The organism is Pseudomonas sp. PS01301, assembly GCF_029960215.1.
Classification (GTDB): domain Bacteria; phylum Pseudomonadota; class Gammaproteobacteria; order Pseudomonadales; family Pseudomonadaceae; genus Aquipseudomonas; species Aquipseudomonas coleopterorum.
Map to the genome: position 1 here is coordinate 128,831 of NZ_JASCPM010000004.1, position 24,376 is coordinate 153,206.

General features: G+C 62.5%; 20 protein-coding genes. 13 read left to right on the plus strand and 7 right to left on the minus strand.

Going from position 1 to position 24,376, the window contains the following annotated elements; all coding sequences use genetic code 11:
* The first annotated feature begins 55 nt into the window (after positions 1–55).
* A complete protein-coding gene (gene sbcB, locus QMX89_RS03390) occupies positions 56–1,495 on the plus strand; it encodes an exodeoxyribonuclease I (RefSeq protein ID WP_282346834.1) in 1,440 nt (479 codons plus the stop codon).
* An 83-nt stretch (positions 1,496–1,578) separates the two neighbouring features.
* Here sbcB and mvaT read toward each other — a convergent pair whose 3' ends face one another.
* Positions 1,579–1,959 carry a histone-like nucleoid-structuring protein MvaT gene (gene mvaT / locus QMX89_RS03395; RefSeq protein WP_282346837.1) on the minus strand — a complete coding sequence of 127 codons (381 nt, stop codon included), beginning with the start codon at positions 1,957–1,959 and terminating at the stop codon, positions 1,579–1,581.
* 314 nt (positions 1,960–2,273) lie between these two features.
* On the opposite strand from mvaT, the gene purU reads away from it, so the two are divergent.
* Together purU and QMX89_RS03405 are read left to right on the plus strand one after the other, a co-directional pair.
* Complete coding sequence (gene purU / locus QMX89_RS03400; RefSeq protein WP_056845086.1) at positions 2,274–3,125, plus strand: formyltetrahydrofolate deformylase; 852 nt, start codon at positions 2,274–2,276, stop codon at positions 3,123–3,125.
* Positions 3,126–3,127: 2 nt separating this feature from the next.
* A complete protein-coding gene (locus tag QMX89_RS03405; protein WP_282346840.1) occupies positions 3,128–3,355 on the plus strand; it encodes a hypothetical protein in 228 nt (75 codons plus the stop codon).
* Here QMX89_RS03405 and QMX89_RS03410 read toward each other — a convergent pair.
* Entirely contained in the window at positions 3,324–4,319 is a 996-nt protein-coding gene (locus QMX89_RS03410) for a lysylphosphatidylglycerol synthase transmembrane domain-containing protein (protein WP_056845088.1), read from the minus strand. The genes QMX89_RS03405 and QMX89_RS03410 overlap by 32 nt on opposite strands.
* A gap of 364 nt (positions 4,320–4,683) precedes the next feature.
* Between QMX89_RS03410 and QMX89_RS03415 the strand changes: the two genes are divergently transcribed.
* Positions 4,684–6,156 (plus strand): helicase HerA-like domain-containing protein, encoded by a 1,473-nt coding sequence (locus QMX89_RS03415; RefSeq protein ID WP_282346846.1) that lies wholly within the window; start codon positions 4,684–4,686, stop codon positions 6,154–6,156.
* A 69-nt stretch (positions 6,157–6,225) separates the two neighbouring features.
* Here the strand turns inward: QMX89_RS03415 and QMX89_RS03420 are convergent, their stop codons facing one another.
* Together QMX89_RS03420 and QMX89_RS03425 are read right to left on the minus strand one after the other, a co-directional pair.
* On the minus strand, positions 6,226–7,698 hold the full coding sequence (locus QMX89_RS03420; RefSeq protein ID WP_049860669.1) for an inorganic phosphate transporter: 1,473 nt from the start codon (positions 7,696–7,698) through the stop codon (positions 6,226–6,228).
* A gap of 297 nt (positions 7,699–7,995) precedes the next feature.
* Positions 7,996–8,196, minus strand: coding sequence for a hypothetical protein (locus QMX89_RS03425; protein WP_049860670.1), 201 nt, complete (start codon positions 8,194–8,196; stop codon positions 7,996–7,998).
* 296 nt (positions 8,197–8,492) lie between these two features.
* Between QMX89_RS03425 and pcaR the strand changes: the two genes are divergently transcribed.
* The 9 genes from pcaR to pcaC all read left to right on the plus strand — a co-directional run bounded on the left by pcaR (position 8,493) and on the right by pcaC (position 18,110).
* Positions 8,493–9,377: a pca regulon transcriptional regulator PcaR gene (gene pcaR / locus QMX89_RS03430; RefSeq protein ID WP_282346851.1), complete on the plus strand. Its 885-nt coding sequence runs from the start codon at positions 8,493–8,495 to the stop codon at positions 9,375–9,377.
* A 291-nt stretch (positions 9,378–9,668) separates the two neighbouring features.
* A complete protein-coding gene (locus tag QMX89_RS03435) occupies positions 9,669–11,015 on the plus strand; it encodes an MFS transporter (protein ID WP_282346853.1) in 1,347 nt (448 codons plus the stop codon).
* Between the two features lie 133 nt (positions 11,016–11,148).
* Positions 11,149–12,009, plus strand: a complete 861-nt coding sequence (locus QMX89_RS03440; protein ID WP_043186954.1) for a CoA transferase subunit A — start codon at positions 11,149–11,151, stop codon at positions 12,007–12,009.
* Complete coding sequence (locus tag QMX89_RS03445; RefSeq protein ID WP_056845092.1) at positions 12,006–12,785, plus strand: CoA-transferase subunit beta; 780 nt, start codon at positions 12,006–12,008, stop codon at positions 12,783–12,785. The genes QMX89_RS03440 and QMX89_RS03445 overlap by 4 nt, the downstream gene beginning before the upstream one ends.
* Complete coding sequence (gene pcaF, locus QMX89_RS03450; RefSeq protein WP_282346855.1) at positions 12,782–13,987, plus strand: 3-oxoadipyl-CoA thiolase; 1,206 nt, start codon at positions 12,782–12,784, stop codon at positions 13,985–13,987. Before QMX89_RS03445 ends, pcaF begins: the two co-directional genes overlap by 4 nt.
* A gap of 219 nt (positions 13,988–14,206) precedes the next feature.
* Complete coding sequence (locus tag QMX89_RS03455; RefSeq protein ID WP_090356603.1) at positions 14,207–15,496, plus strand: MFS family transporter; 1,290 nt, start codon at positions 14,207–14,209, stop codon at positions 15,494–15,496.
* Between the two features lie 45 nt (positions 15,497–15,541).
* The gene (locus QMX89_RS03460) at positions 15,542–16,906 is read left to right on the plus strand and encodes a 3-carboxy-cis,cis-muconate cycloisomerase (protein ID WP_282346862.1); all 1,365 of its coding nucleotides are present in this window, start codon (positions 15,542–15,544) and stop codon (positions 16,904–16,906) included.
* A gap of 10 nt (positions 16,907–16,916) precedes the next feature.
* Positions 16,917–17,705, plus strand: coding sequence for a 3-oxoadipate enol-lactonase (gene pcaD / locus QMX89_RS03465; protein WP_282346864.1), 789 nt, complete (start codon positions 16,917–16,919; stop codon positions 17,703–17,705).
* A 12-nt stretch (positions 17,706–17,717) separates the two neighbouring features.
* Entirely contained in the window at positions 17,718–18,110 is a 393-nt protein-coding gene (gene pcaC / locus QMX89_RS03470; protein ID WP_282346866.1) for a 4-carboxymuconolactone decarboxylase, read from the plus strand.
* 50 nt (positions 18,111–18,160) lie between these two features.
* Here the strand turns inward: pcaC and QMX89_RS03475 are convergent, their stop codons facing one another.
* The 3 genes from QMX89_RS03475 to QMX89_RS03485 form a co-directional block, all read right to left on the minus strand.
* Positions 18,161–19,426, minus strand: a complete 1,266-nt coding sequence (locus tag QMX89_RS03475; protein ID WP_282346867.1) for an OprD family porin — start codon at positions 19,424–19,426, stop codon at positions 18,161–18,163.
* A 326-nt stretch (positions 19,427–19,752) separates the two neighbouring features.
* Complete coding sequence (gene adeC, locus QMX89_RS03480) at positions 19,753–21,207, minus strand: AdeC/AdeK/OprM family multidrug efflux complex outer membrane factor (RefSeq protein ID WP_282346868.1); 1,455 nt, start codon at positions 21,205–21,207, stop codon at positions 19,753–19,755.
* Positions 21,204–24,374 carry an efflux RND transporter permease subunit gene (locus tag QMX89_RS03485; RefSeq protein WP_282346869.1) on the minus strand — a complete coding sequence of 1,057 codons (3,171 nt, stop codon included), beginning with the start codon at positions 24,372–24,374 and terminating at the stop codon, positions 21,204–21,206. Before QMX89_RS03485 ends, adeC begins: the two co-directional genes overlap by 4 nt.
* Positions 24,375–24,376 lie beyond the last annotated feature (2 nt).

Below are 24,376 nucleotides of genomic sequence, written 5' to 3' on the forward strand. Positions count from 1 at the left end.
GCCGGATGCCGGGCAGGGCTCTACACTGTCGCGCTACTGCGCACAGGACACCTCAGTGACTTCCAGCATCTTCTGGTACGACTACGAAACCACCGGCATCAATCCGCGCTGCGACCGGCCCTTGCAGGTCGCCGGGATCCGCACCGATACCGATCTCAACGAGATCGCCGCGCCAGTCAATCTGTACTGCCAGCCCAGCGACGACATTCTTCCGCACCCTGCGGCCTGCATGATCACCGGCATCACCCCCGAACGCCTGGCCGACCGTGGCCTGGGCGAGGCCGATTTCATGACCCGGGTCCACGCACAACTGGCCATGCCCGGTACCTGCGGAGCCGGCTACAACACCCTGCGCTTCGATGACGAGATGACCCGTTACAGCCTGTACCGCAATTTCTTCGACCCCTACGGGCGGGAATGGCAGGGTGGCAACAGCCGGTGGGACCTGATCGACGTGGTGCGTGCGGCCTATGCCCTGCGTCCGGACGGCATCGAATGGCCAGAGGTGGACGGGCGCGCCAGCATGCGTCTGGAGCTGCTCACGGCGGCCAACGGCATCGACCATGGGCAGGCCCATGACGCGCTGTCCGACGTCCGCGCCACCATCGCCCTTGCACGTTTGATCCGCCAACGCCAACCGAAACTGTACGACTGGCTGTTTCAAATGCGCAGCAAACAACGGGTGCAGCAAAGCATTCAGCTGTTGCAGCCGCTGGTACATGTTTCCGGTCAATTCGGCGCTGCGCGACGCTATGCCGCAGTAGTCCTGCCACTGGCTTGGCATCCGACCAATCGCAATGCGTTGATCGTCTATGATCTGGCTCACGATCCCCAACCCTTGATCGAACAAAGTATCGAAGTATTGCAAGAGCGATTGTACAAGCGGCGTCAGGATCTGGCCGAGGGCGAAGCGCCCGTGCCTTTGAAACTTCTGCACATCAATCGTTGCCCGGTCATCGCGCCCCTCAACGTATTGCGCGATGAAGATTGGCAGCGCCTCAATCTGGATAAACCGCTCTATCAGGCTCGAGCAATGCGCTTATGCAATGACCAGCCGCAATGGCATTACAAATTGTCACTGCTCTATCAAACGACGACGTTTCCCGAGAGTGCCGATCCAGAGCAGCAGTTGTACGACAGCTTCATTGGCGACCGCGACCGATTATTGTGTGAACGCATTCGTACATTGGATCCAGAACAGTTGGCCCGTGCCGACTTGATGTTCGATGACGATCGACTGCCCGAATTATTGTTTCGCTACAGGGCGCGTAACTTTCCGGATACACTGAATCCTCTTGAAACACAGCGCTGGTTGCAATTCTGCCAACAGCGCTTGAGCGATCCTGTATTTGGCGCACCCAATACGCTGCAAGGTTTCAATGCCGCGCTGGGCGAGTGCATGGCCAAGGCCGATCCGACACAGACGCAGGTTCTGCGGCATTGGCAGGCCTACGCTCAGGCATTGGCGGCACGCGTGGGCATGGTGCCTCACTGAGCTGAACAGAGGCCATAAAAAAACGCCAGTCCTGGGACTGGCGTTCTTTGATTGGCACGGTGCGACTTAACAAGATGTAACGATTAGCCCAGGAAAGTAGCCCAGGTTTCGACCACATCGCCACCCCACTTGGCTTTCCATTCTTTCAGGGTCTTGTGGTTGCCACCTTTGGTTTCGATGACTTCACCGTTGTGCGGGTTCTTGTATTGCTTGACCTTGCGCGCACGCTTGGTGCCGGTAACTTTACCGGTGGCAGGGCGCGGTGCCTTGTTCAACCTGGCTTCCGGGTCCAGCAGGGCGATGATGTCGCGCAGCGATTTCTGGTATTCGCCCATCAGGGTGCGCAATTTGCCTTCGAATTCCAGTTCGGTTTGCAATTTGTCGTCTTGCGACAGGTTTTTCAAGCGGGCTTGAAGCTCTTTGATGGCTTCTTCTGTAGCGCGATATTCGTTGATCAGGGACATGGTGATACCTCGGGAATGCAAGTGTCAGTGAAAACAGTGGGGTGATAATAAGCATCCTTCCGAACCAAGTAAACAATTAACGTGAACAGCGTTTTGCGCCGAGCCGGTTATCCACGATTCAGGTGAAGGGTTTTTCATGTTTACATCCGCACATCTATATAATACCTGCCTCTGTATCGACACTGTGGTCGTCGGCGCCGATCGGCGCAGCAGGGCGGCTCTGCACCTGACAGCCAAGGCTGCAATCAATACTGCAGACTTGCCCGTCAACCGCTAGAATGGCGCCCTTTGCGAAGTTTCTGGAGTTTGAATACATGCGCACTTTTCGGCTGGTGACCGCTTGCCCGGACCGCGTTGGCATCGTTGCCAAAGTCAGCCATTTCCTGGCGTCCCACAATGGCTGGATCACCGAATCGAACCACCACTCCGATGACCAGAACGGTTGGTTCTTCATGCGCCACGAAATTCGTGCCGACACCCTGCCGTTCGACATCGAAGCGTTCCGCGCCGCGTTCGCGCCCATCGCCGAAGAATTCGCCATGGAATGGCGGGTCACCGACACCGCGCAGAAGAAGCGCGTGGTGCTCATGGCCAGCCGCGAATCCCACTGTTTGGCCGACCTGCTGCACCGCTGGCACAGCAACGAGCTGGACTGCGACATCGCCTGTGTGGTGTCCAACCACGATGACCTGCGCAGCATGGTCGAATGGCATGGCATTCCCTACTACCACGTGCCGGTCGACCCTGCGGACAAACTGCCGGCGTTTGCCGAGGTCTCGCGCCTGGTCGATCAGCACCAGGCCGACGTCGTGGTGCTGGCGCGGTACATGCAGATCCTGCCACCTCAGCTGTGCCAGGCCTATGCCGGCAAGATCATCAACATCCATCACAGCTTCCTGCCGTCCTTTGTCGGTGCCAAGCCGTACCATCAGGCCTCGCTGCGCGGCGTGAAACTGATCGGTGCTACCTGCCACTACGTGACCGAAGAACTGGACGCCGGTCCGATCATCGAGCAGGACGTGGTCCGTGTCAGCCACAGCGACAGCATCGACGACATGGTGCGTTTCGGCCGCGACGTGGAGAAGATGGTCCTGGCCCGTGGCCTGCGCTATCACCTGGAAGATCGGGTGATGGTGCACGGCAACAAGACCGTCGTGTTCAGCTGAACATGAACGAGCCCGGCGACAAGGCCAGCGCAAAGCCGTTGCCGGTGCTCGGCGCCGGTTGCGCGAGCCGTTATGATCCCGAAGCGCTGAGCGAAGAGCACGGCACCGAGTTTCCCGGTGCCGAGGCGTTGTGGGCGCAACAGGTATCGGAACGGCAGCAGGGTGCGCCTGCCCGCGACGCCGACACGCCTGCCGAGCTCAAGCCTGACGAGCCCGCAGCAACTTGTTGAGCAGGGGCTTGCCCAGCAGGGCAACGAACACCGGGCCGCCGGCGATCAGGTAGAAATAGTAGGTCACCAGTCGCCAGATCAGGATGGCGGCGGCAGCAGTCGACTTGCCTACCATGGGCGCCAGCAACGCGGCCGAGGCCAGCTCGGCCGCGCCCGCGCCACCGGGCAACAGGCTGAACTGGCCGGCACTCAGGGCCAGCATCTGAATCAGGAAACTCCACGCCCAGTCCACTTCGCTGCCCAATCCCTGCAAGGTGAAATACAGCACGCTGTAGCGCAACGTCCAATGTACGCAGGTCAAGGCGAACACCTGGGCGAGCACGCGGCGGGGCAGACGGAAATTGTCGGCGAAGGCGTCCAGAAAGTGCAGCAGCTTGCGTGCCCAGCGCCGGCGCGTGGCCGGCTTGATTCGCAGCAGTCGCAGGAATCGACCGTTGAGCTTGATCGCCGGGCGGTGATAGCGCGCCAGGACTGCGCAGGCGACCAAGGCCCCGGCCATCAGGATGCCGCTGGCCAGCAGCATGCTTTCCAGGGCCTGGCTAAGGTTGTGAAACAGCGCGTAGACCAGAATGCACAGCAGGGCGAAAAAGAAGAACATCAGGTCGTTGAGTTGGTCCATGGCGAACACGGCGCTGGTCTTGGCCGCGCCGATGCCGTGCCGGCCGAGCAGCGCCAGCAGTGTCAGCGGTGCGCCGCTGCCGCCAGGGGTGGCGCAATAGGCGAACTCTGCGGCCATCACCACGGCCACGGTCTTCAGCCGACCGATGCGCGCCGCCTGCTCGGCCAGCAGCAGGCGCAGGCGCATGGCATTCACCACCCAGCCGACACAGATCATGCCGAACATGCCCAGCAGCAGAAGCAACGAGAACCCGCGCAGGCGCTGAAGCATTTCGGTGCCGCCCATGATCACTGGAATCAGTACGGCGACGACGATGATCAGGACCAGCCACAGCATTCGGTTCATGGCTGGTGGTTCGCCGCGAGGTTGCAGGGAAGCGAAAGGGGAGTGCGCTGCATGGGAAAGTCCGTATGGGCCGGCGCCAGGCCGTCGTGGCCGAGATGATAGCCGCGTCGGGGGGATTCGTCAGCGACTTGGCGTTGTGGGGCTTGGCCGGTGCACGAATTCTCGGGCCTCTTCGCGGGCAGAGACCCGCTCCCACATGCACACACACACGCCTGTGGGAGCGGGGAGGGCGGCGAGCCCTCTGCCCGCGAAGAGGCCCTCACTGACTCCCACAGAAATGGTTCCAGCGCACGTTTTTCCTGCACGCCGACTTTTTTGGCATTACGCTGGGTCATGCTTCATTGAATAACAGCAGAGGTGCAAGATGACGGATGCCAGACACGTACTGTTCGGTGCCGATTCCAGCGGTGAACCCGTAGGCCTGGACCTGCGCTTGGCCAACCGCCATGGTTTGATCGCCGGGGCCACCGGGACCGGCAAGACGGTAACCCTGCAGCGCCTGACAGAGGCGTTCAGCGAGGCCGGGGTGGCGGTATTCGCCGCCGATATCAAGGGCGACCTGTGTGGCTTGGGTGCCAGCGGCAACCCTCAGGGCAAGATCGCCGAGCGCATTGCCCAGATGCCTTGGCTCAATTATCGCCCGCAGGCCTGCCCGGTCACGCTGTGGGACATCCACGGCCAATCCGGCCATCCGCTGCGAACCACGCTCAGCGAAATGGGGCCGCTGCTGCTAGGCAGCCTGCTGGAGCTCACCGACAGCCAGCAGTCGGCGCTGTACGCCGCCTTCAAGGTGGCCGATCGCGAAGGCCTGCTCCTGCTCGACCTCAAGGACCTCAAGGCCTTGCTCAACCACCTTCGGGACAATCCCGAGCTGCTGGGCGACGACAGCGCCTTGATGACCACGGGGTCGAGCCAGGCCCTGTTGCGCCGTCTGGCCAGCCTGGAACAACAGGGCGCCGAAGCGCTGTTCGGCGAGCCGGCCTTGCGCCTGGAAGACATTCTGCACCCCGACGCCGAGGGTCGCGGCCGCATCCATTTGCTCGACGCCAGCCGCCTGGTCCACGAAGCCCCCAAGGTCTATGCCACGTTCCTGCTGTGGCTGCTGGCCGAACTGTTCGAGCAATTGCCCGAGCGCGGTGATGCCGACAAGCCGCTGCTGGCATTGTTCTTCGACGAAGCCCACCTGCTGTTCAACGGCACGCCCAAGGCCTTGCAGGATCGTCTGGAACAGGTGGTGCGGTTGATCCGTTCCAAGGGCGTTGGCGTGTACTTCGTCACTCAGTCGCCCAGCGACCTGCCCGATGCAGTGCTGGCTCAGCTGGGCCTGCGCATCCAGCACGGCCTGCGTGCATTCACCGCCCGCGAGCAGAAGGCCTTGAAGGCCGTCGCCGAGGGCTTCCGGCCCAACCCCGAGTTCGACACTCTGGCCGTGCTGACCGAATTGGGCACGGGTGAAGCCTTGGTCGGGACGCTGCAGGAAAAGGGCACCCCGGCGATGGTCCGGCGGGTCGCGATCGCGCCACCGCAGTCGCGCATCGGCCCACTGACAGACGCCGAGCGCGCGGTCACGGTGCGCAACTCGCCTCTCGCCGGTCGCTACGACAAACCGATCGACCGCGAATCCGCCTATGAAATGCTGACCGCGCGCAAACTGCCGCCGACGGCGGATCCCGTACAGCCATCGGAGCCGAGCCTGGCCGACAAGGCCGGCGAGTTTCTCAGTGGGGCAGCAGGGCAGGCGTTGAAGTCGGCGATGCGCCAGGCTGCCAACCAGTTCGGCCGCCAGTTGGTGCGTGGCTTGATGGGCTCCCTGTTGGGAGGGAGCAAGCGCAAGTAGCGCAGGAGGTTTCTTCAGCCATGCAAAAAGGCGCCCGTGGGCGCCTTTTTGCAGAGTGTCACGCGGTGGTCATCCCACCAGTTGGCTGGCCAACCAGAACAGACCGGCCGCCAGGCCCATGGAGGCCGGGAGGGTCAGCACCCAGGCCAACATGATGGTACGAACCGTGCCACCTTGCAGGCCGCTCTTGTTGGCCACCATGGTCCCGGCCACGCCCGAGGACAAGATGTGGGTGGTCGAGACCGGCAGGCTGAACACGTTGGCCGCGCCGATCGCACAGGCGGTGACGATCTGAGCCGACATGCCCTGCGCATAGGTCATGCCCTGCTTGCCGATCTTCTCGCCGATGGTCAGAACCACACGCTTCCAGCCGACCATGGTACCGATACCCAACGCCAGGGCCACGGCCAGAATCACCCAGAACGGCGAATACTCGGTGGTGGCAGTGAGGTCCTTGCGCAATTTCTCCAGGTCGGATTTCTCGCGCGGTTCCAGTGCCGGCAGCTTGCCGACCTTCTTCGCCGTGTCATCCAGGCAGAGCAGGTAGCGACGCACTTCGATACGGTGTTCGGCAGCCAGCGAGTGGTAGTCGGAGACGCCATCGAGGGTGCTCAGCAGCGCCGCGATGGTCGGTTCTGTCTGCTGTGGATTGCAGCTGAATTTCTCCGGCAGATCGCCCTGCTGAGCTTTGCCCAGCGCCAGGAATTCACCCAGGGTGGCCTGGTTGCGCTGGTAGAACTGGCTCAGGTGCTGGGTCGCGTCGCGGGTCCGCTCGATCTGGTAGGTGGTCGCGTTCAGGTCCAGCACGAACTGCTGCGGAACGATACCGATCAACACCAGCATGATCAGGCCGATGCCCTTCTGGCCATCGTTGGAACCGTGCACGAAGCTCACGGCCATGGCCGACAGGACCAGCACCAGGCGATTCCAGAACGGCGGGTGTTTCTTGTCGTCCAGCTTGCGGCGCTGCTCAGGCGTCTTGTGCATCTTGGAGGTCGGACGCCACCACTTCAGACCGATCAACACCAGGGCCGCCGCCACGAAGCCGGCCAGCGGCGAGAACACCAGCGAGGCACCGATATCGATCGCCTTCTGCCAGTTGACGCCATCGCCCAGTGGGATGTCGTTGATCAGCGCGTTAGCCAGGCCCACGCCCAGAATCGAGCCGATGAGGGTGTGCGAGCTCGACGCCGGAATGCCGAAGTACCAGGTGCCCAGGTTCCAGGTAATGGCCGCGGCCAACAGCGAGAACACCATGGCCAGGCCGTGTCCGGTGTTGACGTTGATCAGCAACTCGACCGGCAGCAGGTGAACGATTGCGTAGGCCACGCCGACGCCGCCCAGCAGTACACCGAGGAAGTTGAAGATACCGGACAGGAACACCGCCAGGTGCGGCGGCATGGCCTTGGTATAGATGACTGTGGCGACCGCGTTGGCGGTGTCATGAAAGCCGTTGATGAATTCGAAGGTGAGTACGAACGCCAGCGCTAAGAACAGGCTGATCAGCACCCACGCATCCAGTGCGCTGAATAATTCGATCATGAAGGTTTTGTGACCGGGCCATTGAGGGGGCGCGATTATGCCAGAAATCGACGCGGTATGACCCCCCAGGCGCTGACCGGTGGGTCCGCTTTTCGAGTGATTGGGCAAGGGTCGCAGCGCATGGCCTGCAGACGAGCCTGGCTTGAGCCCCGAAAATTCGGGCTATCGATAGGGCACGATAAAGCGGCAAGCCAGACGAATCATTCAAACGGGCGTATGAAATTTGTCAGCGGATGACGCAATTCTGAAGGCAATTGACGTGGCACAAGCGGCCAACGGCCGCCTGCCACGCCTGTGTCATGCGTTCTGTTGCTCGAGATCCTTTTCGATCTTCTGGATCTCTTCCTGAAAGGCCTGATCGAGAATGCTGGCACGTTTGCGCCACGGTTTGCGTTCTGGATCTGGCTGAGCGGCATAGGTGGTGATCTCACCGCCGTAGACTTCCTTGTAACGTTGTTCCTGGCGCTCCAGTTGCGCGCGCAGTTCGTCTTTCGTCACTTTTATTACTCTGTTATTTGGAAAGTTGAAACCCACCGATGAGGCGTCGAAAGCCGCCTGGCAGTTGGAGCCCGCATTGTAGCCGGTTGCAACCGCGACGGTGCAGGAAGGCCGTTCATTCAGTGTGTATCAATGTGCACAACACAATCTGAGAAAGCACAGACAGGAATAAGTTTCAGGACCACCTGGCAACGCCATCTTGCCGGAAATCGCATCAACGCAATGGATTTGCGATTATCGCCCACCGGTCCGATAATCGCCCTCGGTCGGTTTCGAACATTCCAGAGGGCAGTACCATGAGCGAACACACACCACCGGCAGGCCCGTCAGCGACCGGTTCGAAAGTGCCACAGCGCCCTGCGTTCAGCTCACTGGCCCCGCCGATCGTCGCATCGCCCGCCAAGCGCATTCAGGCCTTCACCGGCGACCCGGACTTCATGACCTCGCTGGCCCGCGGACTGGCGGTGGTGCAGGCGTTCCAGGAGCGCAAGCGACACCTGACCATTGCGCAGATCAGCCACCGGACGGAAATTCCCCGCGCTGCCGTGCGGCGCTGTCTTCATACCTTGATCAAGCTGGGTTATGCCACCACCAATGGGCGCACCTACTCGCTGCTGCCCAAAGTGCTGACCCTGGGCCATGCCTACCTGTCCTCGACACCATTGGCCGTCTCGGCGCAACCCTACCTGGACCGCATGAGTGAGCAGTTGCACGAAGCCTGCAACATGGCCACCCTCGAAGGCGATGACATCCTCTACATCGCCCGTTCGGCCACGACCCAGCGGCTGATCTCGGTGGACCTGTCGGTAGGCGGTCGGCTGCCGGCGTATTGCACTTCCATGGGTCGCATCCTGCTCGCGGCACTCGACGACGCGTCGCTGCACGAATACCTGCAGCACACCGATCTTGCGCCCAAGACCAGTCGGACCCTGACCAACAAAACTGCGTTGCTGGAGTGCCTGGAACGGGTTCGCCAGCAGGGCTGGTGCATCGTCGATCAGGAGCTGGAGCAAGGGCTGCGTTCGATTGCCGTGCCGGTGTACGACGCGTCGGGGCAGGTATTGGCCGCGCTCAATGTCAGCACCCACGCCGGTCGCGTCACCCGGGCGGAACTTGAGCAGCGTTTTCTGCCGATCATGCTGTCGGCCAGTCGCGATCTAAGCGCGCAGCTGTTCGCTTGAACGCTTGGCGGGGGCTCTGCATGGCAGTGTGCGGTGACCGCACACATCCGCCAGTGCCCGATTGACCCGACCGGGGCGCGCTGACTAATGTCCATCGCATCGACCGCTCAAGCGGTCGCCAATAAAAATAGCGAGGATCACCTCATGCGCAATGCCTTCAGCTTTTGCTCCCTTTCCGTTCCGACGCTCGCCACGCGACACCCCTAGACCTTCGACTGCCCAGGCATGCGGCCGCATGGCCCGCATCGACGTGCCCGTCTTTCCCGGACAATCACAATGACAAGAACAACAATGAACAAACCTGCCGACGCTGCGGGGCTGTGCCTGGATGTGCAGACCCTGATCAACGACCGACCGCTGTCGCGCTATCAATGGCGCGTGGTCATCCTGTGTTTCCTGATCGTCTTCCTCGACGGGCTGGACACCGCCGCCATGGGCTTCATCGCACCTGCGCTGTCGCAGGAGTGGGGCATCGACCGCGCCAGCCTCGGACCGGTGATGAGCGCCGCATTGATCGGCATGGTGTTCGGCGCCCTGGGCTCCGGGCCATTGGCCGACCGTTTCGGGCGCAAGCTGGTGCTGGTCGGCGCCGTGCTGGTGTTCGGCGGGTTCAGCCTGGCTTCGGCCTACAGCAGCAACGTCGATCAGCTGTTGATCCTGCGCTTTCTCACCGGGTTGGGGTTAGGGGCCGGCATGCCCAACGCCACTACGCTGTTGTCCGAGTACACCCCGGAGCGCTTTCGTTCGCTGCTGGTGACCAGCATGTTCTGTGGGTTCAACCTCGGCATGGCCGGGGGCGGGTTCATGTCCGCCAAGCTGATTCCCGCCTTCGGCTGGCACAGCCTGCTGCTGCTCGGCGGTGTGCTGCCGCTGGTGCTGGCGGTGGTGTTGATGATCTGGCTGCCCGAGTCGGCGCGGTATCTGGTGGTGCGCAACAAGGGTGTGGAAAAGATACGTCGCACTCTGGCGCCGATCGACCCGGAGCAAGTGGCGCGGGCCGAGCGCTTCAGCGTGCCCGAACAGAAAACCGTCAAGGCGAGCAACGTGCTGGCGGTGATCTTTTCCGGCACCTACCGCGCCGGCACCTTGCTGCTGTGGTTGACCTACTTCATGGGTCTGGTGATCGTCTACCTCTTGACCAGCTGGCTGCCGACGCTGATGCGCGAGAGCGGCGCGAGCCTGGAGCAGGCCGCGTTCATCGGCGCGCTGTTCCAGTTCGGCGGTGTGCTGAGTGCCGTGGGCGTGGGCTGGGCCATGGACCGGTTCAACCCGCACAAGGTCATTGCCACGTTCTACCTGCTCGCTGGGGTGTTCGCCTACGCGGTCGGGCAAAGCCTGGGCAACATCACGCTGCTGGCGACGCTGGTACTGATTGCCGGCATGTGCGTCAACGGCGCGCAGTCGGCCATGCCGTCGCTGGCCGCGCGCTTCTACCCCACGCAAGGGCGTGCCACCGGGGTGTCCTGGATGCTAGGGATCGGCCGTTTCGGCGCGATCCTGGGGGCTTGGATGGGCGCGACCTTGCTGGGCCTCGGCTGGAATTTCGAACAGGTCCTGACCGCGCTGGTCGTTCCTGCCGTGCTGGCCACCGTGGCCTTGCTGATCAAGAGTCGGGTCAGCCACGCCGACGCGACCTGAAACACGCCGCTGTATCGTTCGATTATCGAACGGATAGTCGATAATCGGATTGTTCGTGAGGAGCTGGCGCCCTAACCTGTACGCCAGCTTCATTCAAACAAGATGGCTCACAGTATCGAGGAGTCCTGCCCACATGGCTGCAATCCTGTCGCTTACCGATGCGGTGAAGCAATTCGTCAACGATGGTGACACCGTCGCGCTCGAAGGCTTCACCCACCTGATTCCAACCGCCGCAGGTCACGAGATCATTCGTCAAGGCAAGAAAGACCTGACGCTGGTCCGCATGACCCCCGACCTGATCTACGATCAGTTGATCGGCGCCGGTTGCGCTCGCAAGTTGATCTTCTCGTGGGGCGGCAACCCCGGTGTCGGCTCGCTGCATCGTCTGCGCGACGCGGTCGAGAAGCAGTGGCCCCAGCCGCTGGAGATCGAAGAACACAGCCATGCCGACCTGGCCAATGCCTACGTCGCCGGCGCCTCCGGCCTGCCGTTCGCGGTCCTGCGGGCCTACGCCGGTTCCGATCTGCCCAAGGTCAACCCGCTGATCAAGACAGTCACCTGCCCGTTCACCGGCGAAGTGCTTGCAGCCGTGCCTTCGGTACGCCCCGACGTCACCGTGATTCACGCGCAGAAAGCCGACCGCAAGGGCAACGTGCTGCTGTGGGGCATTCTGGGGGTGCAGAAGGAAGCGGCCCTGGCCGCCAAGCGCTGCATCGTCACGGTCGAGGAAATCGTCGATGACCTCAACGCGCCGATGAACAGCTGCGTGTTGCCGACCTGGGCGTTGGCCGCCGTGTGCCATGTGCCCGGTGGTGCGCATCCGTCCTACGCCCATGGCTACACCGAGCGCGACAACGTGTTCTACCAGGCCTGGGACCCGATCGCCCGCGACCGGGCGACCTTCACCGCCTGGATCGACACGTACATCCGCGGTACCCAGGACTTCAGCGAATACCAGGCGAAACTGGCCAGCGCAGCGCAGGTGACCCCATGACTTACTCCACCAACGAGATGATGACCGTCGCAGCCGCGCGGCGTCTGCAAAACGGCGCGGTGTGCTTCGTCGGCATCGGCCTGCCGTCCAAGGCCGCCAACCTGGCCCGTCTGACCTCCTCGCCGGACGTGGTGCTGATCTACGAGTCCGGCCCGATCGGCGCGAAACCCACTGTACTGCCCCTGTCCATCGGCGATGGCGAACTGGCGGAAACCGCCGACACCGTCGTGCCTACCGGTGAGATCTTTCGCTACTGGCTGCAAGGCGGACGCATCGATGTGGGCTTTCTCGGCGCCGCTCAGGTCGACCGTTTCGGCAACATCAACACCACTGTAGTGGGCGACTACCATCAGCCCAAGGTCCGTCTGCCGGGCGCCGGTGGTGCACCGGAGATTGCAGGTTCGGCCAAGAGCGTGTTGATCATTCTCAAACAGTCGCACCGCAGCTTCGTCGAGAAGCTCGATTTCGTCACCTCGGTCGGCCATGGCGAAGGCGGCGATTCGCGCAAGCGCCTGGGCCTTCCAGGACAGGGGCCGGTAGGGATCATCACCGACCTGTGCATCATGGAGCCTGAAGCCGGCTCCAACGAATTCGTGGTGACGTCCATTCACCCGGGCGTGACGCGTGAACAAATCAGCGCAGCCACCGGCTGGCCGATCCGCTTCGCCGACCAGGTGCAGACCACGGCCGAGCCTGACGCCACGGAACTTGAAGCGTTGCGCGCCCTGGAAGCACGCACAGCGGCCGCCCACGGCCAGGCGCCGGGAGAAGCATGATGCGCGACGTATTCATTTGCGATGCAGTGCGCACGCCCATCGGTCGCTTCGGCGGCAGCCTGGCCCACGTTCGCGCCGACGATCTGGCCGCCGTGCCGATCAAGGCGTTGCTCGAACGCAACCCTAGCGTGGACTGGGCGCAGCTGGACGAAGTGTTCATGGGCTGTGCCAACCAGGCGGGCGAAGACAACCGCAACGTCGCACGCATGGCGCTGCTGTTGGCCGGTCTGCCCGAGGGCGTGCCCGGCGTGACCCTCAACCGCCTGTGCGCCTCGGGCATGGATGCGGTGGGTACGGCGTTCCGCGCCATCGCCAGTGGCGAAATGGAGCTGGCGATTGCCGGCGGCGTCGAATCGATGTCGCGCGCGCCTTTCGTCATGGGCAAGGCCGATGCCGGTTTTTCCCGCAACATGAAACTGGAAGACACCACCATCGGTTGGCGTTTTATCAACCCCCTGATGAAGGCCCAGTACGGCGTCGATGCGATGCCGCAGACGGCGGATAACGTGGCCGATGATTGCCAGGTCTCCCGTGAAGACCAGGACGCCTTCGCCGTGCGCAGCCAGCAACGTACCGCTGCCGCACAGGCTGCGGGTTTCTTCGCCGAAGAAATCGTGCCTGTGCGCATTCCGGGCAAGAAAGGCGAAACCGTGGTCGAGCAGGACGAGCATCCGCGCGCCGACACCACCCTGGAAACCCTGGCCAGGCTCAAGCCGGTCAACGGCGCCGACAAGACCGTGACCGCGGGCAACGCTTCGGGTGTCAACGACGGCGCCGCCGCGATGATCCTCGCCAGCGCCGAGGCTGTGCAAAAGCACGGCCTGACTGCCCGTGGCCGCGTGCTGGGCATGGCCAGTGCCGGGGTCGCACCGCGGGTCATGGGGGTCGGTCCGGTACCGGCCGTGCGCAAACTGCTCGAACGCCTGAACCTGGCGGTCGAGGACTTCGACGTGATCGAGCTCAACGAGGCGTTCGCCAGCCAGGGCCTGGCAGTGCTGCGCGACCTGGGGCTGGCGGACGATGCCGCGCAGGTCAATCCGAACGGCGGGGCGATTGCCTTGGGTCATCCGCTGGGCATGAGCGGCGCGCGGCTGGTGTTGACGGCGCTGCATCAGTTGGAAAAAAGCGGCGGCAAGCGCGGGCTGGCGACGATGTGCGTAGGGGTAGGGCAGGGGTTGGCGTTGGCGATCGAGCGGGTTTGAGGGGGACCTGACGGGCCTCTTCGCGGGCAGAGAGCTCGCCGCCCGCCCCGCTCCCACATAGATCAAATGTTCTTGTGGGAGCAGGCTTTCTGTGGGAGCGGGCTCTGCCCGCGAAGAGGCCATCAAGCCATACTCTATGTATCAAGCAGCCACCTGACTTGTGCCTGGGGTTGTAACAGGTTATGTCTAGCCTTTACCGACCTCAATGAGAACTAAAACATGACAACAGTTCATTACACCGGTGAGGAGCGCAAGAAGCGCATTTTCGCAATCGTCGGCGCGTCATCGGGCAATCTGGTGGAGTGGTTCGACTTCTATGTCTACGCCTTCTGCGCCATCTATTTCGCCCCCGCGTTCTTTCCCTCCGACGATCCCACCGTGCAATTGGTCAATACCGCCGGGGTCTTCGCGGCGGGCTTCCTGATGCGGCCCATTGGTGGCTGGCTGTTCGGGCGGGTGGCCGACAAGCATGGCCGCAAGAATTCGATGATGATCTCGGTGCTGATGATGTGCGCCGGCTCGCTGGTGATCGCCTGCCTGCCCACCTACGCCACCATCGGCGTCTGGGCGCCGATCATCCTGCTGCTGGCCCGTCTGTTCCAGGGCCTTTCGGTGGGCGGTGAATACGGCACCACGGCCACCTACATGTCGGAAGTGGCCTTGCGTGGGCAGCGTGGCTTCTTTGCATCGTTCCAGTACGTCACCCTGATCGGTGGGCAACTGCTGGCGGTGTTGACCGTGGTCATCCTTCAGCAGTTTCTCGATGAGCAGGAATTGCGCGCGTGGGGCTGGCGTATTCCGTTCTTCGTCGGTGCGGTGGCCGCGATCATTTCGCTGTTGCTGCGCCGTACCCTTGAGGAAACCAGTACCGCCGAGACCCGCAACGACAAGGACGCTGGCAGCATAGCCGGGCTGTTCAAGAACCACAGCGCGGCGTTCATCACCGTGTTGGGCTACACCGCAGGTGGCTCGCTGATTTTCTACACCTTCACCACGTACATGCAGAAATACCTGGTCAATACCGCGGGCCTGCACGCCAAGACCGCCAGCCTGATCATGACTGGCGCGCTGTTCCTGTACATGTGCATGCAGCCGCTGTTCGGCATGCTCGCCGACCGGATCGGCCGCCGTAACTCCATGCTCTGGTTCGCCGGCCTCGGCACCTTGTGCACCTTGCCGATCCTCATGGTATTGAAGACCGTTACCAGCCCGTTCCTGGCTTTCGTGCTGATCACCCTGGCCTTGGCCATCGTCAGCTTCTATACCTCGATCAGCGGTCTGGTCAAAGCCGAGATGTTCCCGCCGCAAGTGCGCGCGCTGGGCGTTGGTTTGGCCTACGCCGTGGCCAACGCCGTGTTCGGCGGGTCGGCGGAGTTCGTCGCGCTGAACCTGAAGAACATGGGCAACGAAAACGCGTTCTACTGGTACGTGACGGTAATGATGGCGATCGCGTTCCTGTTCAGCCTGCGCTTGCCCAAGCAACCCAAGTACCTGCATACCGACCATTAAGCCCACAGGCGCGCCTTGTGTGACGCGCCGTTACAGGGGAGTTCCATGAGCCAACCGCCGAACAATCAGTTGTTCGATGTCTATTTCACTGCGCCCGCCATGCGCCAGATTTTCTGCGACCATGGCCGGGTGCAGGGCATGCTTGATTTCGAATCCGCGCTGGCTCGGGCCCAGGCCCGCGTCGGCGTGATACCCGGCTCGGCCGTCGCCTCCATCGAGGCGGCCTGCAAGGCCGAGCAGTACGACTTTCAGGCCCTGGCGCAGGCCATCGCCAGCGCCGGCAATTCGGCCATTCCGCTGGTCAAGATGCTCGGCAAGGTCATCGCCGCTTCCGACCCGGATGCCGAGCGCTATGTGCACCTGGGCGCGACCAGTCAGGACGTCATGGACACCGGACTGGTCCTGCAACTGCTGGCGGCGGTCGACCTGATCGAAGCCGACCTGCGACGTCTGAGCGAGGCGCTGAGCCAGCAGGCCCGTCGCCATGCCGCCACGGTCATGCCCGGACGCACCTGGCTACAACACGCCACGCCCGTCACCCTGGGCATGAAGATCGCCGGCTGGCTCGGCGCCCTGACCCGCAGCCGGCAACGCCTGCGTGAGCTCAGGCCACGGCTGGCCTGCCTGCAGTTCGGCGGTGCCTCGGGCACTTTGGCTGCTCTCGGCGAACAGGCAATGTCGGTGGCCCGGGCGCTGGCCGAGGAACTGCACCTGAACCTGCCCGACCAGCCCTGGCATACCCAGCGCGACCGGCTGGTGGAACTGGCCTCGGTACTTGGCCTGGTGGCCGGCAGCCTGGGCAAGCTGGGCCGGGACATCAGCCTGTTGATGCAGACCGAAGCGGCGGAAGTGTTCGAGCCGTCCGCGCCGGGCAAGGGCGGTTCGTCGACCATGCCGCACAAGCGCAATCCGGTCGGTGCGGCAGTGCTCATCGGCGCTGCCACCCGAGTGCCGGGGCTTGTGGCGACGCTGTTCAGCGCCATGCCTCAAGAGCATGAACGCAGCCTGGGGCTGTGGCATGCCGAATGGGAAACCCTGCCGGAGATCTGCTGCCTGGTTTCCGGTGCGTTGCAGCAGGCCTTGGCCATTGCCGATGGCATGCAGGTCGACGCTGAGCGCATGCGGGCGAACCTGGACCTGACCCAGGGCCTGGTGCTGGCCGAAGCCGTCAGCATCGTGCTGGCCCAGCGGATCGGTCGCGACCGCGCGCACCATGTGCTGGAACAGTGCTGCAAGCGGGCCGTCGCTCAAGGCCGACATCTACGTGCGGTGCTCGGCGACGAGCCGCAGGTCACCGAGCAATTGAGTGCCGATGAACTGGACCGTCTGCTGGACCCTTCGCACTACCTGGGCCAGGCCCAGGTCTGGGTTGAACGGGCCGTAGCCGAACACGATCTTTTGAATGCGTGAGGAGATGAGCGTGGCACAGGTACAACTCGCCGACGGCGAACTCGATTACAGCCTGGAAGGCCCCAAGGACAAGCCCGTCCTGGTGCTGTCCAACTCGCTGGGCACCGACCGACACATGTGGGACGGCCAGATGGCCGCCTTCACCGAACATTTCCAGGTCCTGCGCTACGACACCCGTGGTCATGGCCAGTCCCTGGTCACCCCTGGGACGTACACCATCGAGCAGTTGGGCGGCGACGTCCTGGCGTTGCTCGATGCCCTGAACCTGGACAAGGTGCATTTCTGTGGCCTGTCCATGGGCGGTCTGATCGGCCAATGGCTGGGCATCAATGCCGGCGAGCGCCTGCACAAGCTGGTGATCTGCAACACGGCGGCGAAGATCGGCACCCAGGACGTCTGGAATCCACGCATCGAAATGGTCCTCGGCCAAGGCGAGGCTGCCATGCAGGCGTTGCGTGACGCGTCCATCGCACGCTGGTTCACCCCGGCGTTCGCCGAGGCCCATCCGCTGGAGGCCACACGCATCACCGACATGCTCGCCGCCACCTCCCCGCAGGGCTACGCCGCCAACTGCGCTGCGGTGCGCGACGCCGATTTTCGCGAACAGCTGGTTGCCATCCAGGTGCCGCTGTTGGTGATCGCAGGCACCGAGGACGCTGTCACCACGCCGGCAGATGCGCAGTTCATCGTCGAGCAGGTGACGGGTGCGCAGTACGCCGAATTTGCCGCCGCGCATCTCTCCAACGTCGAAATCGGTGCGCCGTTCAGCGACCGGGTCGTCGAATTTCTATTGCGCTGAAGGAGCCCGTTCGTGGACGAGAAAGAACGCTACAACGAAGGAATGAAAGTCCGGCGTGCCGTGTTGGGCGAGGCCCATGTGGAGCGCAGCCTGAACAACCTGACCGAGTTCAACAGCGAGTTCCAGGAGATGATCACCCGCCACGCGTGGGGCGATATCTGGACCCGTCCGGGCCTGCCGCGGCATACGCGCAGCCTGATCACCATCGCCATGCTGATCGGTATGAACCGCAGTGAAGAACTCACACTGCACCTGCGCGCGGCCGCCAGCAACGGCGTCACCCGTGAGGAGATCAAGGAAGTCCTGATGCAGAGTGCGATCTACTGCGGCATTCCAGCGGCCAATGCAACGTTTCACCTGGCCGAATCGGTCTGGGATGAGCTGGGCGTCGAATCACGCCAGTGATAGGGGAAGGAGGGCGGTAGCGCGCTGAACGCGCGCCACCGCCCCGGCGATTACAGAATGCTCAACGGGTAGCTGACGATCACGCGGTTTTCGTCGAACTCGCTGGTACTGTAGTCGCGACGCATGGTCGAGTTGCGCCAGCGCATGTTCAGGCTCTTGAAGGTGCCCGACTGCACGGTGTAGGCCAGCTCGGTTTCGCGCCCCCATTCCTTGCCGTCGGTGACGGTGGCGGTGTGCACGTTGTCGCCGCTGATGTAGCGGTTCATCAGGGTCAGCCCCGGTACGCCCACGCCGGCGAAGTTGAAGTCGTGGCGCAATTGCCAGGATTTTTCCTTGGCATTCTCGTAGCTGGAGTTATAGCTGTCGTTAGCCAAGGTACCGCCACTGGTGCCGTTGACGCGCATCCAGCCATTGTCGCCGGTGACTTTCTGCAGGCCGACATAGAACGTGTTGCTGCCATACTTGGCGGACAGCAGCGCCGACCAGGTCTTGTTGTCCAGATCGCCGGCCCGTGCGCTGCCGTCTTCCTTGCCGTGGAAGAAGCCCAGGTTGGCGCCCAGGGTCCAGTCGCCAATCGGCTGGCTGTGCAGGATCTGCAGGTACTGCTGCTGGTAGATGTCCTTGAGCTCGGCGTTCCACAGGCCGACCAGAGTGTTCTTGTTGTTGAAGGTGTACTCGCCACCGACGAAGTTGAAACGGTCGGAGGTGATGCCGGCGCGACCCTGCAGGAACATGTCTTCCATGCTGGCATCGTTGCGCGGGCTGTTCTTGCGGAACTGGCCACCGTACAGGGTCAGGCCATCGATTTCCTGAGAGGTGATCTGTCCGCCCTGGAAGGTCTGGGGCAGCGAGCGGCCGTCGTCCGAACGCAGGATAGGCAGCACCGGCATCCACTCGCCGACCTTGAGCACGGTCTTGGAGATCTTGGCCTTGGCGGCTACACCCAGACGGCCGAAATCGTCGGCCGGGTTGTTGCCGTCATGCACAGGCAACAACTGCGTGCCATAGGTACCGCGGCCACCATCGAGCTTGACCGAGTACATGCCCAGCACGTCCACACCGAAGCCGACCAGGCCCTGGGTGTAGCCGGACTTGGCGTCGAGTATGAAGCTTTGGGTCCACTCCTCGGACTTGCTTTGCGGGAAGGCTGGGTTTACGTGATTGCGATTGAAATAGAAGTTGCGCAGGTTCAGACCGACCTTGGCGTCTTCCAGAAAGCCGGACTCGGCTGCGAAGGAAGGCAGGGCGGCCGTGGCAACGGTCAACGCGATCAGGTTGGGCAACAGACGGGGTGAACGATGGAAGTGCTGGCGCATGGGGTAAACCTATTGTTATTGATTTTATGATTGACGCACGCTGGAACGGGCTTTTCTGACATTTTGTTACGTGTTGCGCGGATGGTGCTTCGGGGTGAAACACGATTCAACCGACCGCACAGGAATGCGTGCGATAACCGAACACTAACTAACTAGTTAATAACAAGTCAGTTATCTGGTCATCGGACCACTATTGCTCATGATTGAACTTTCGGCCAGTCCCGCGTGACATTTTCTTCAGCCCTTTCGCGCTGACTCACTCCTGGCAGCGGGTCACAGGCGTAAAAAAACCACCGCAAGCGGTGGTTTTTTCATGCCATCAGGGGTCAGCTCTTGGGCGCCTGCGCTGGCTGGGCCAACTGAGCCTGGCCAGTGCGCTCGTACCAGCCGCCTCCCAGCGCCTTGTACAGATTGACCTCGCTGGTCAGCTGCGACAGCCGGTCGGTGATCAGCGATTGCTGGGCACTGAACAGCGAGCGCTGGGCATCGAGGAAGGTCAGGTTGCTGTCGATACCGATACGGTAGCGACGCTCGGCCAGGCGGTAGTAATCCTGGTTGGCCTGCACCGAATCACGCTGGGCCTGCAACTGCTCGTTGTAGGTCTTGCGTGCGGCCAAGCCGTCGGACACTTCCTGGAACGCCGTCTGAATGACCTTCTCGTAATTGGCCACGTTGATGTCTTTCTGGATCTTCGAGTAGTCCAGGCTGGCACGCAGCGCACCGGCATTGAAGATCGGCAGGCTGATGCTCGGCGAGAACAGCCAGCTGCCGGAACCGGCGTCGAACAGGCCGGACAGCTGTCGGCTCGACGTACCGGCATTGGCAGTCAGGCTGATGCTGGGGAAGAACGCCGCGCGGGCCGCGCCGATGTTGGCGTTGGCGGCCAGCAGGGCGTGCTCGGCTTCGAGAATGTCCGGGCGTCGGGTCAGCAACTGCGACGGCATGCCGGCCGGCACTTCGCTGAGCAGGTCGGCATCCAGCCCGCGGGCTTCTGGCAGGTCGGTCGGAATGGCCGTGCCCAGCAACAGGGTCAGGTTGTTGCGATCCTGAGCCACCTGGCGCTTGTAGCGCGCCAGGCTGACACGGGCAGTTTCCACCGCCGTGCGCGCCTGGCTCAGGTCCAGGGCCGAGGACACGCCTACTTCGGTGCTGCGGCTGGTCAGCTTGAGGCTCTGCTCGAAAGCGCCCAAGGTCTCCTGGGTCAACTTCAGCAGTGCCTGGTCGGCCTGCCAGGTCAGGTAGGCGTTGGCCACGTTGGCCACCAGGCTGATCTGTGTGGAGCGACGAGCCTCCTCGGTGGATAGATAGGTTTGCAAGGCCTGTTCGCTGAGGCTGCGGATGCGCCCCCACAGGTCCAGCTCATAGGCACTCACGCCCAGCGTAACGGCGTACTGGCTGGAGATGCCCGACTCGCCAAGCTGTGACAGGTCAGCCGGTGTGCGCTGACGCGTACCGGTGCCGTCGGCATTGATGGCCGGGAACAGATCGGCACGCTGGATGCGGTACTGCGCCCGATAGGCTTCGATGTTCAGCGCCGCGACACGCAGGTCGCGGTTGTTCTCAAGCGCTACCTGCACCAGGCGCTCGAGCGCCGGATCGGTGAAGAACTGCCGCCAGCCTTGTTCCGCCGCCGCCACTTCGGCCGCCTCGGCGGGCGCGTAGGCCTCGCCCTGCGGGAACTGCTCGGCCACCGGCAGGGCAGGCTGCTTGTACTCGGGGATCATCGAGCAGCCGCCGAGCACGAAGGCGGCGACAGCGATGGATATCAGTGACTTGCTCATTGGCCAGCCTCATCGTGTGTAATGGCTTTGTCGTTGTCCTTCTCGTGTTCCTTGTCGTACTTGCTCTTGAACAGCGACGACACGGCCACGTAGAACATCGGCACCCAGAAAATTGCCAGGACGGTGGCGGTGATCATACCGCCGATTACGCCGGTACCGATCGCATGTTGGCTACCTGAGCCTGCGCCGCTGGAAATCGCCAGCGGTACTACGCCGAGGATGAACGCCAGGGACGTCATGATGATCGGTCGCAGACGCATCCGGCATGCTTCGGCGGCCGCTTCCACCAGGCTCTTGCCCTGTTCGTGCAGTTCCTTGGCGAACTCGACGATCAGAATGGCGTTCTTGGCTGCCAACCCCACCGTAACCAGCAAGCCTACCTGGAAGAACACGTCGTTGGACAACCCGCGCATGCTGGTCGCGATCAGCGCACCGATCACACCCAGCGGCACAACCAGAAGCACCGCGATCGGGATCGACCAGCTTTCATACAAGGCCGCCAGACACAGGAACACGAACAGCAGCGAGATGGCGTACAGCGCTGGAGCCTGCGAGCCGGACAGACGCTCTTCGTATGACAGACCGGTGAACGAATAGCCCACGCCGGCAGGCAGCTTCTTGGCCAGCGCCTCGACCTCGGCCATCGCCTGACCCGAGCTGTAGCCCGGTGCCGGAGTACCGAGGATTTCCATGGCCGCGACACCGTTGTAGCGCGACAGCTTGGGCGAACCGTAGATCCATTCACCGGTGGCAATCGCAGACAGCGGCACCATGGTCCCGGCGTCGTTGCGCACGTACCACTTGTTCAGGTCTTCAGGTGTCATGCGACCGAAGGCTTCGCCCTGCACGTACACCTTCTTCACCCGACCGCGGTCGATGAAGTCGTTGACGTAGCTACCACCCAGAGCGATCGATAGGGTCTGGTTGATGTTCGACAAGGTAATGCCCAGTGCACTGGCCTTCTCGTCATCCACGGTGAGCTGGTATTGCGGCTCATCGTTCAGGCCGTTGGGACGTACGCCTGCCAGAATCTTGCTCTGTGCCGCCATGCCGAGGAACTGGTTGCGCGCCTCCAGCAGTTTTTCGTGGCCTACACCGCCCTGGTCCTGCAGGTAGACGTCGAAGCCCGAGGCGTTACCCAGTTCGAGTACCGACGGAGGCACCACGGCGAACACCATGGCATCGCGGAAGCTGGCGAAGTGTTTCTGCGCACGCTCGGCGATCTTGAACACGGTAGTCTCGGCGTCGCGCTCATCCCAGGGCTTGAGCATGACGAACGCCAGGCCCGAACTCTGGCCACGGCCAGCGAAGTTGAAGCCGTTGACGCTGAACACGGATTTGACGCCCGCGCCTTCGCCGTTTTCGCCATCGAGCAGGTAGGTGCGCATGTCGTCGATGACTTTCTGCGTCCGCTCGGCGGACGAGCCAGCCGGGGTCTGCACCTGGGCAAAGATCACGCCCTGGTCTTCATCCGGCAGGAACGCTGCCGGAATACGCATGAACAGGAAGACCATGCCAGCGAAAATCAGCAGGTACACCAGGAACGCCGGCAACTTGTGGGTCACCATGCGTTTGACGCCGTTCTCGTACTTGACCACGCTGCGGTCGAAGGTCCGGTTGAACCAGCCGAAGAAGCCGCGCTTGGGTTGGCCGTGCTTTTCCGGATCGATCGGCTTGAGCATGGTGGCGCACAGCGCCGGGGTAAAGATCAATGCGACCAGTACCGACAGGGCCATGGCCGAAACGATGGTGATGGAGAACTGCTTGTAGATCACACCCGTGGAGCCGCCGAAGAAGGCCATCGGCAGCAGTACCGCCGACAGCACCATGGCGATACCGACCAGAGCACCCTGGATCTGGTCCATGGATTTCTTGGTCGCCTCCTTGGGCGACAGATGCTCCTCTTCCATCACCCGTTCGACGTTCTCCACCACCACGATCGCATCGTCCACCAATAGCCCGATCGCCAGGATCATGCCGAACATGGTCAAGGTGTTGATGGTGAAACCGAAGGCGGCGAGGATGCCGAAAGTGCCGAGCAGTACCACCGGCACCGTCATCGTAGTGATGATGGTCGCGCGCAGGTTCTGCAGGAACAGGTACATCACCAGGAACACCAGCACGATCGCTTCGATCAGGGTGTGGACCACGCCTGTGATCGATTCGGTCACGGTCGGTGTGGTGTCATACGGGTAGACCACCTTCATCCCAGGCGGGAAAAACGGCTCCAGGTTGGACACCGTGGCACGAATGGCCTTGGCCGTGTCCAGAGCGTTGGCGCCGGTGGCCAGCTTGATCGCCATACCCGAAGCCGGGCTGCCGTTGAACTGCGCGTCGATGCTGTAGTTCTGACCGCCCAGGCCAATGCGCGCGACGTCCTTGAGGCGGACCTGCGCGCCGTCGTTGTCGACTTTCAGGAAGATATTGCCGAACTGCTCGGCAGTCTGCAGGCGGGTCTTGCCGATGATGGTGGCGTTGAGCTGGGTGCCGGGCAAGGCCGGCAGGCCGCCCAACTGACCGGTCGCGATCTGCACGTTCTGCGCAGTGATCGCAGCGCTCACTTCCACCGGTGTCAGCTGGAATTTGTTGAGCTTGGCCGGATCCAGCCAGATACGCATGGCATACTGCGAACCGAACACCTGGAAGTCACCCACACCGGAAGTCCGCGAGATCGGGTCCTGGATGTTGGAAACGATGTAGTTGGACAGGTCGTCCTTGGTCATGCTGCCATCTTCGGACACCAGACCGATCACCAGCAGGAAGTTCTTCACCGACTTGGTCACACGCAGACCTTGTTGCTGCACTTCCTGCGGCAACAGGGGCGTGGCCAGGTTGAGCTTGTTCTGCACCTGAACCTGAGCGATGTCGGGGTTGGTGCCCTGGTTGAAGGTCACGGTGATGGTCATGCTGCCATCGGAGTTACTGTCCGAGGACACGTAACGCAGGTTGTCGATACCGTTGAGCTGCTGCTCGATGATCTGGACCACGGTGTCCTGCACGGTCTGTGCGGAAGCACCAGGGTAGGTGACCTGGATATCGATGGCGGTCGGCGCGATGGCCGGGTATTGGTTGATGGGCAACTTGAGAATTGCCAGCCCACCCACGAGCATGATCACCAGGGCGAGCACCCAGGCGAAAATGGGGCGGTCAATAAAGAATCTGGACATCG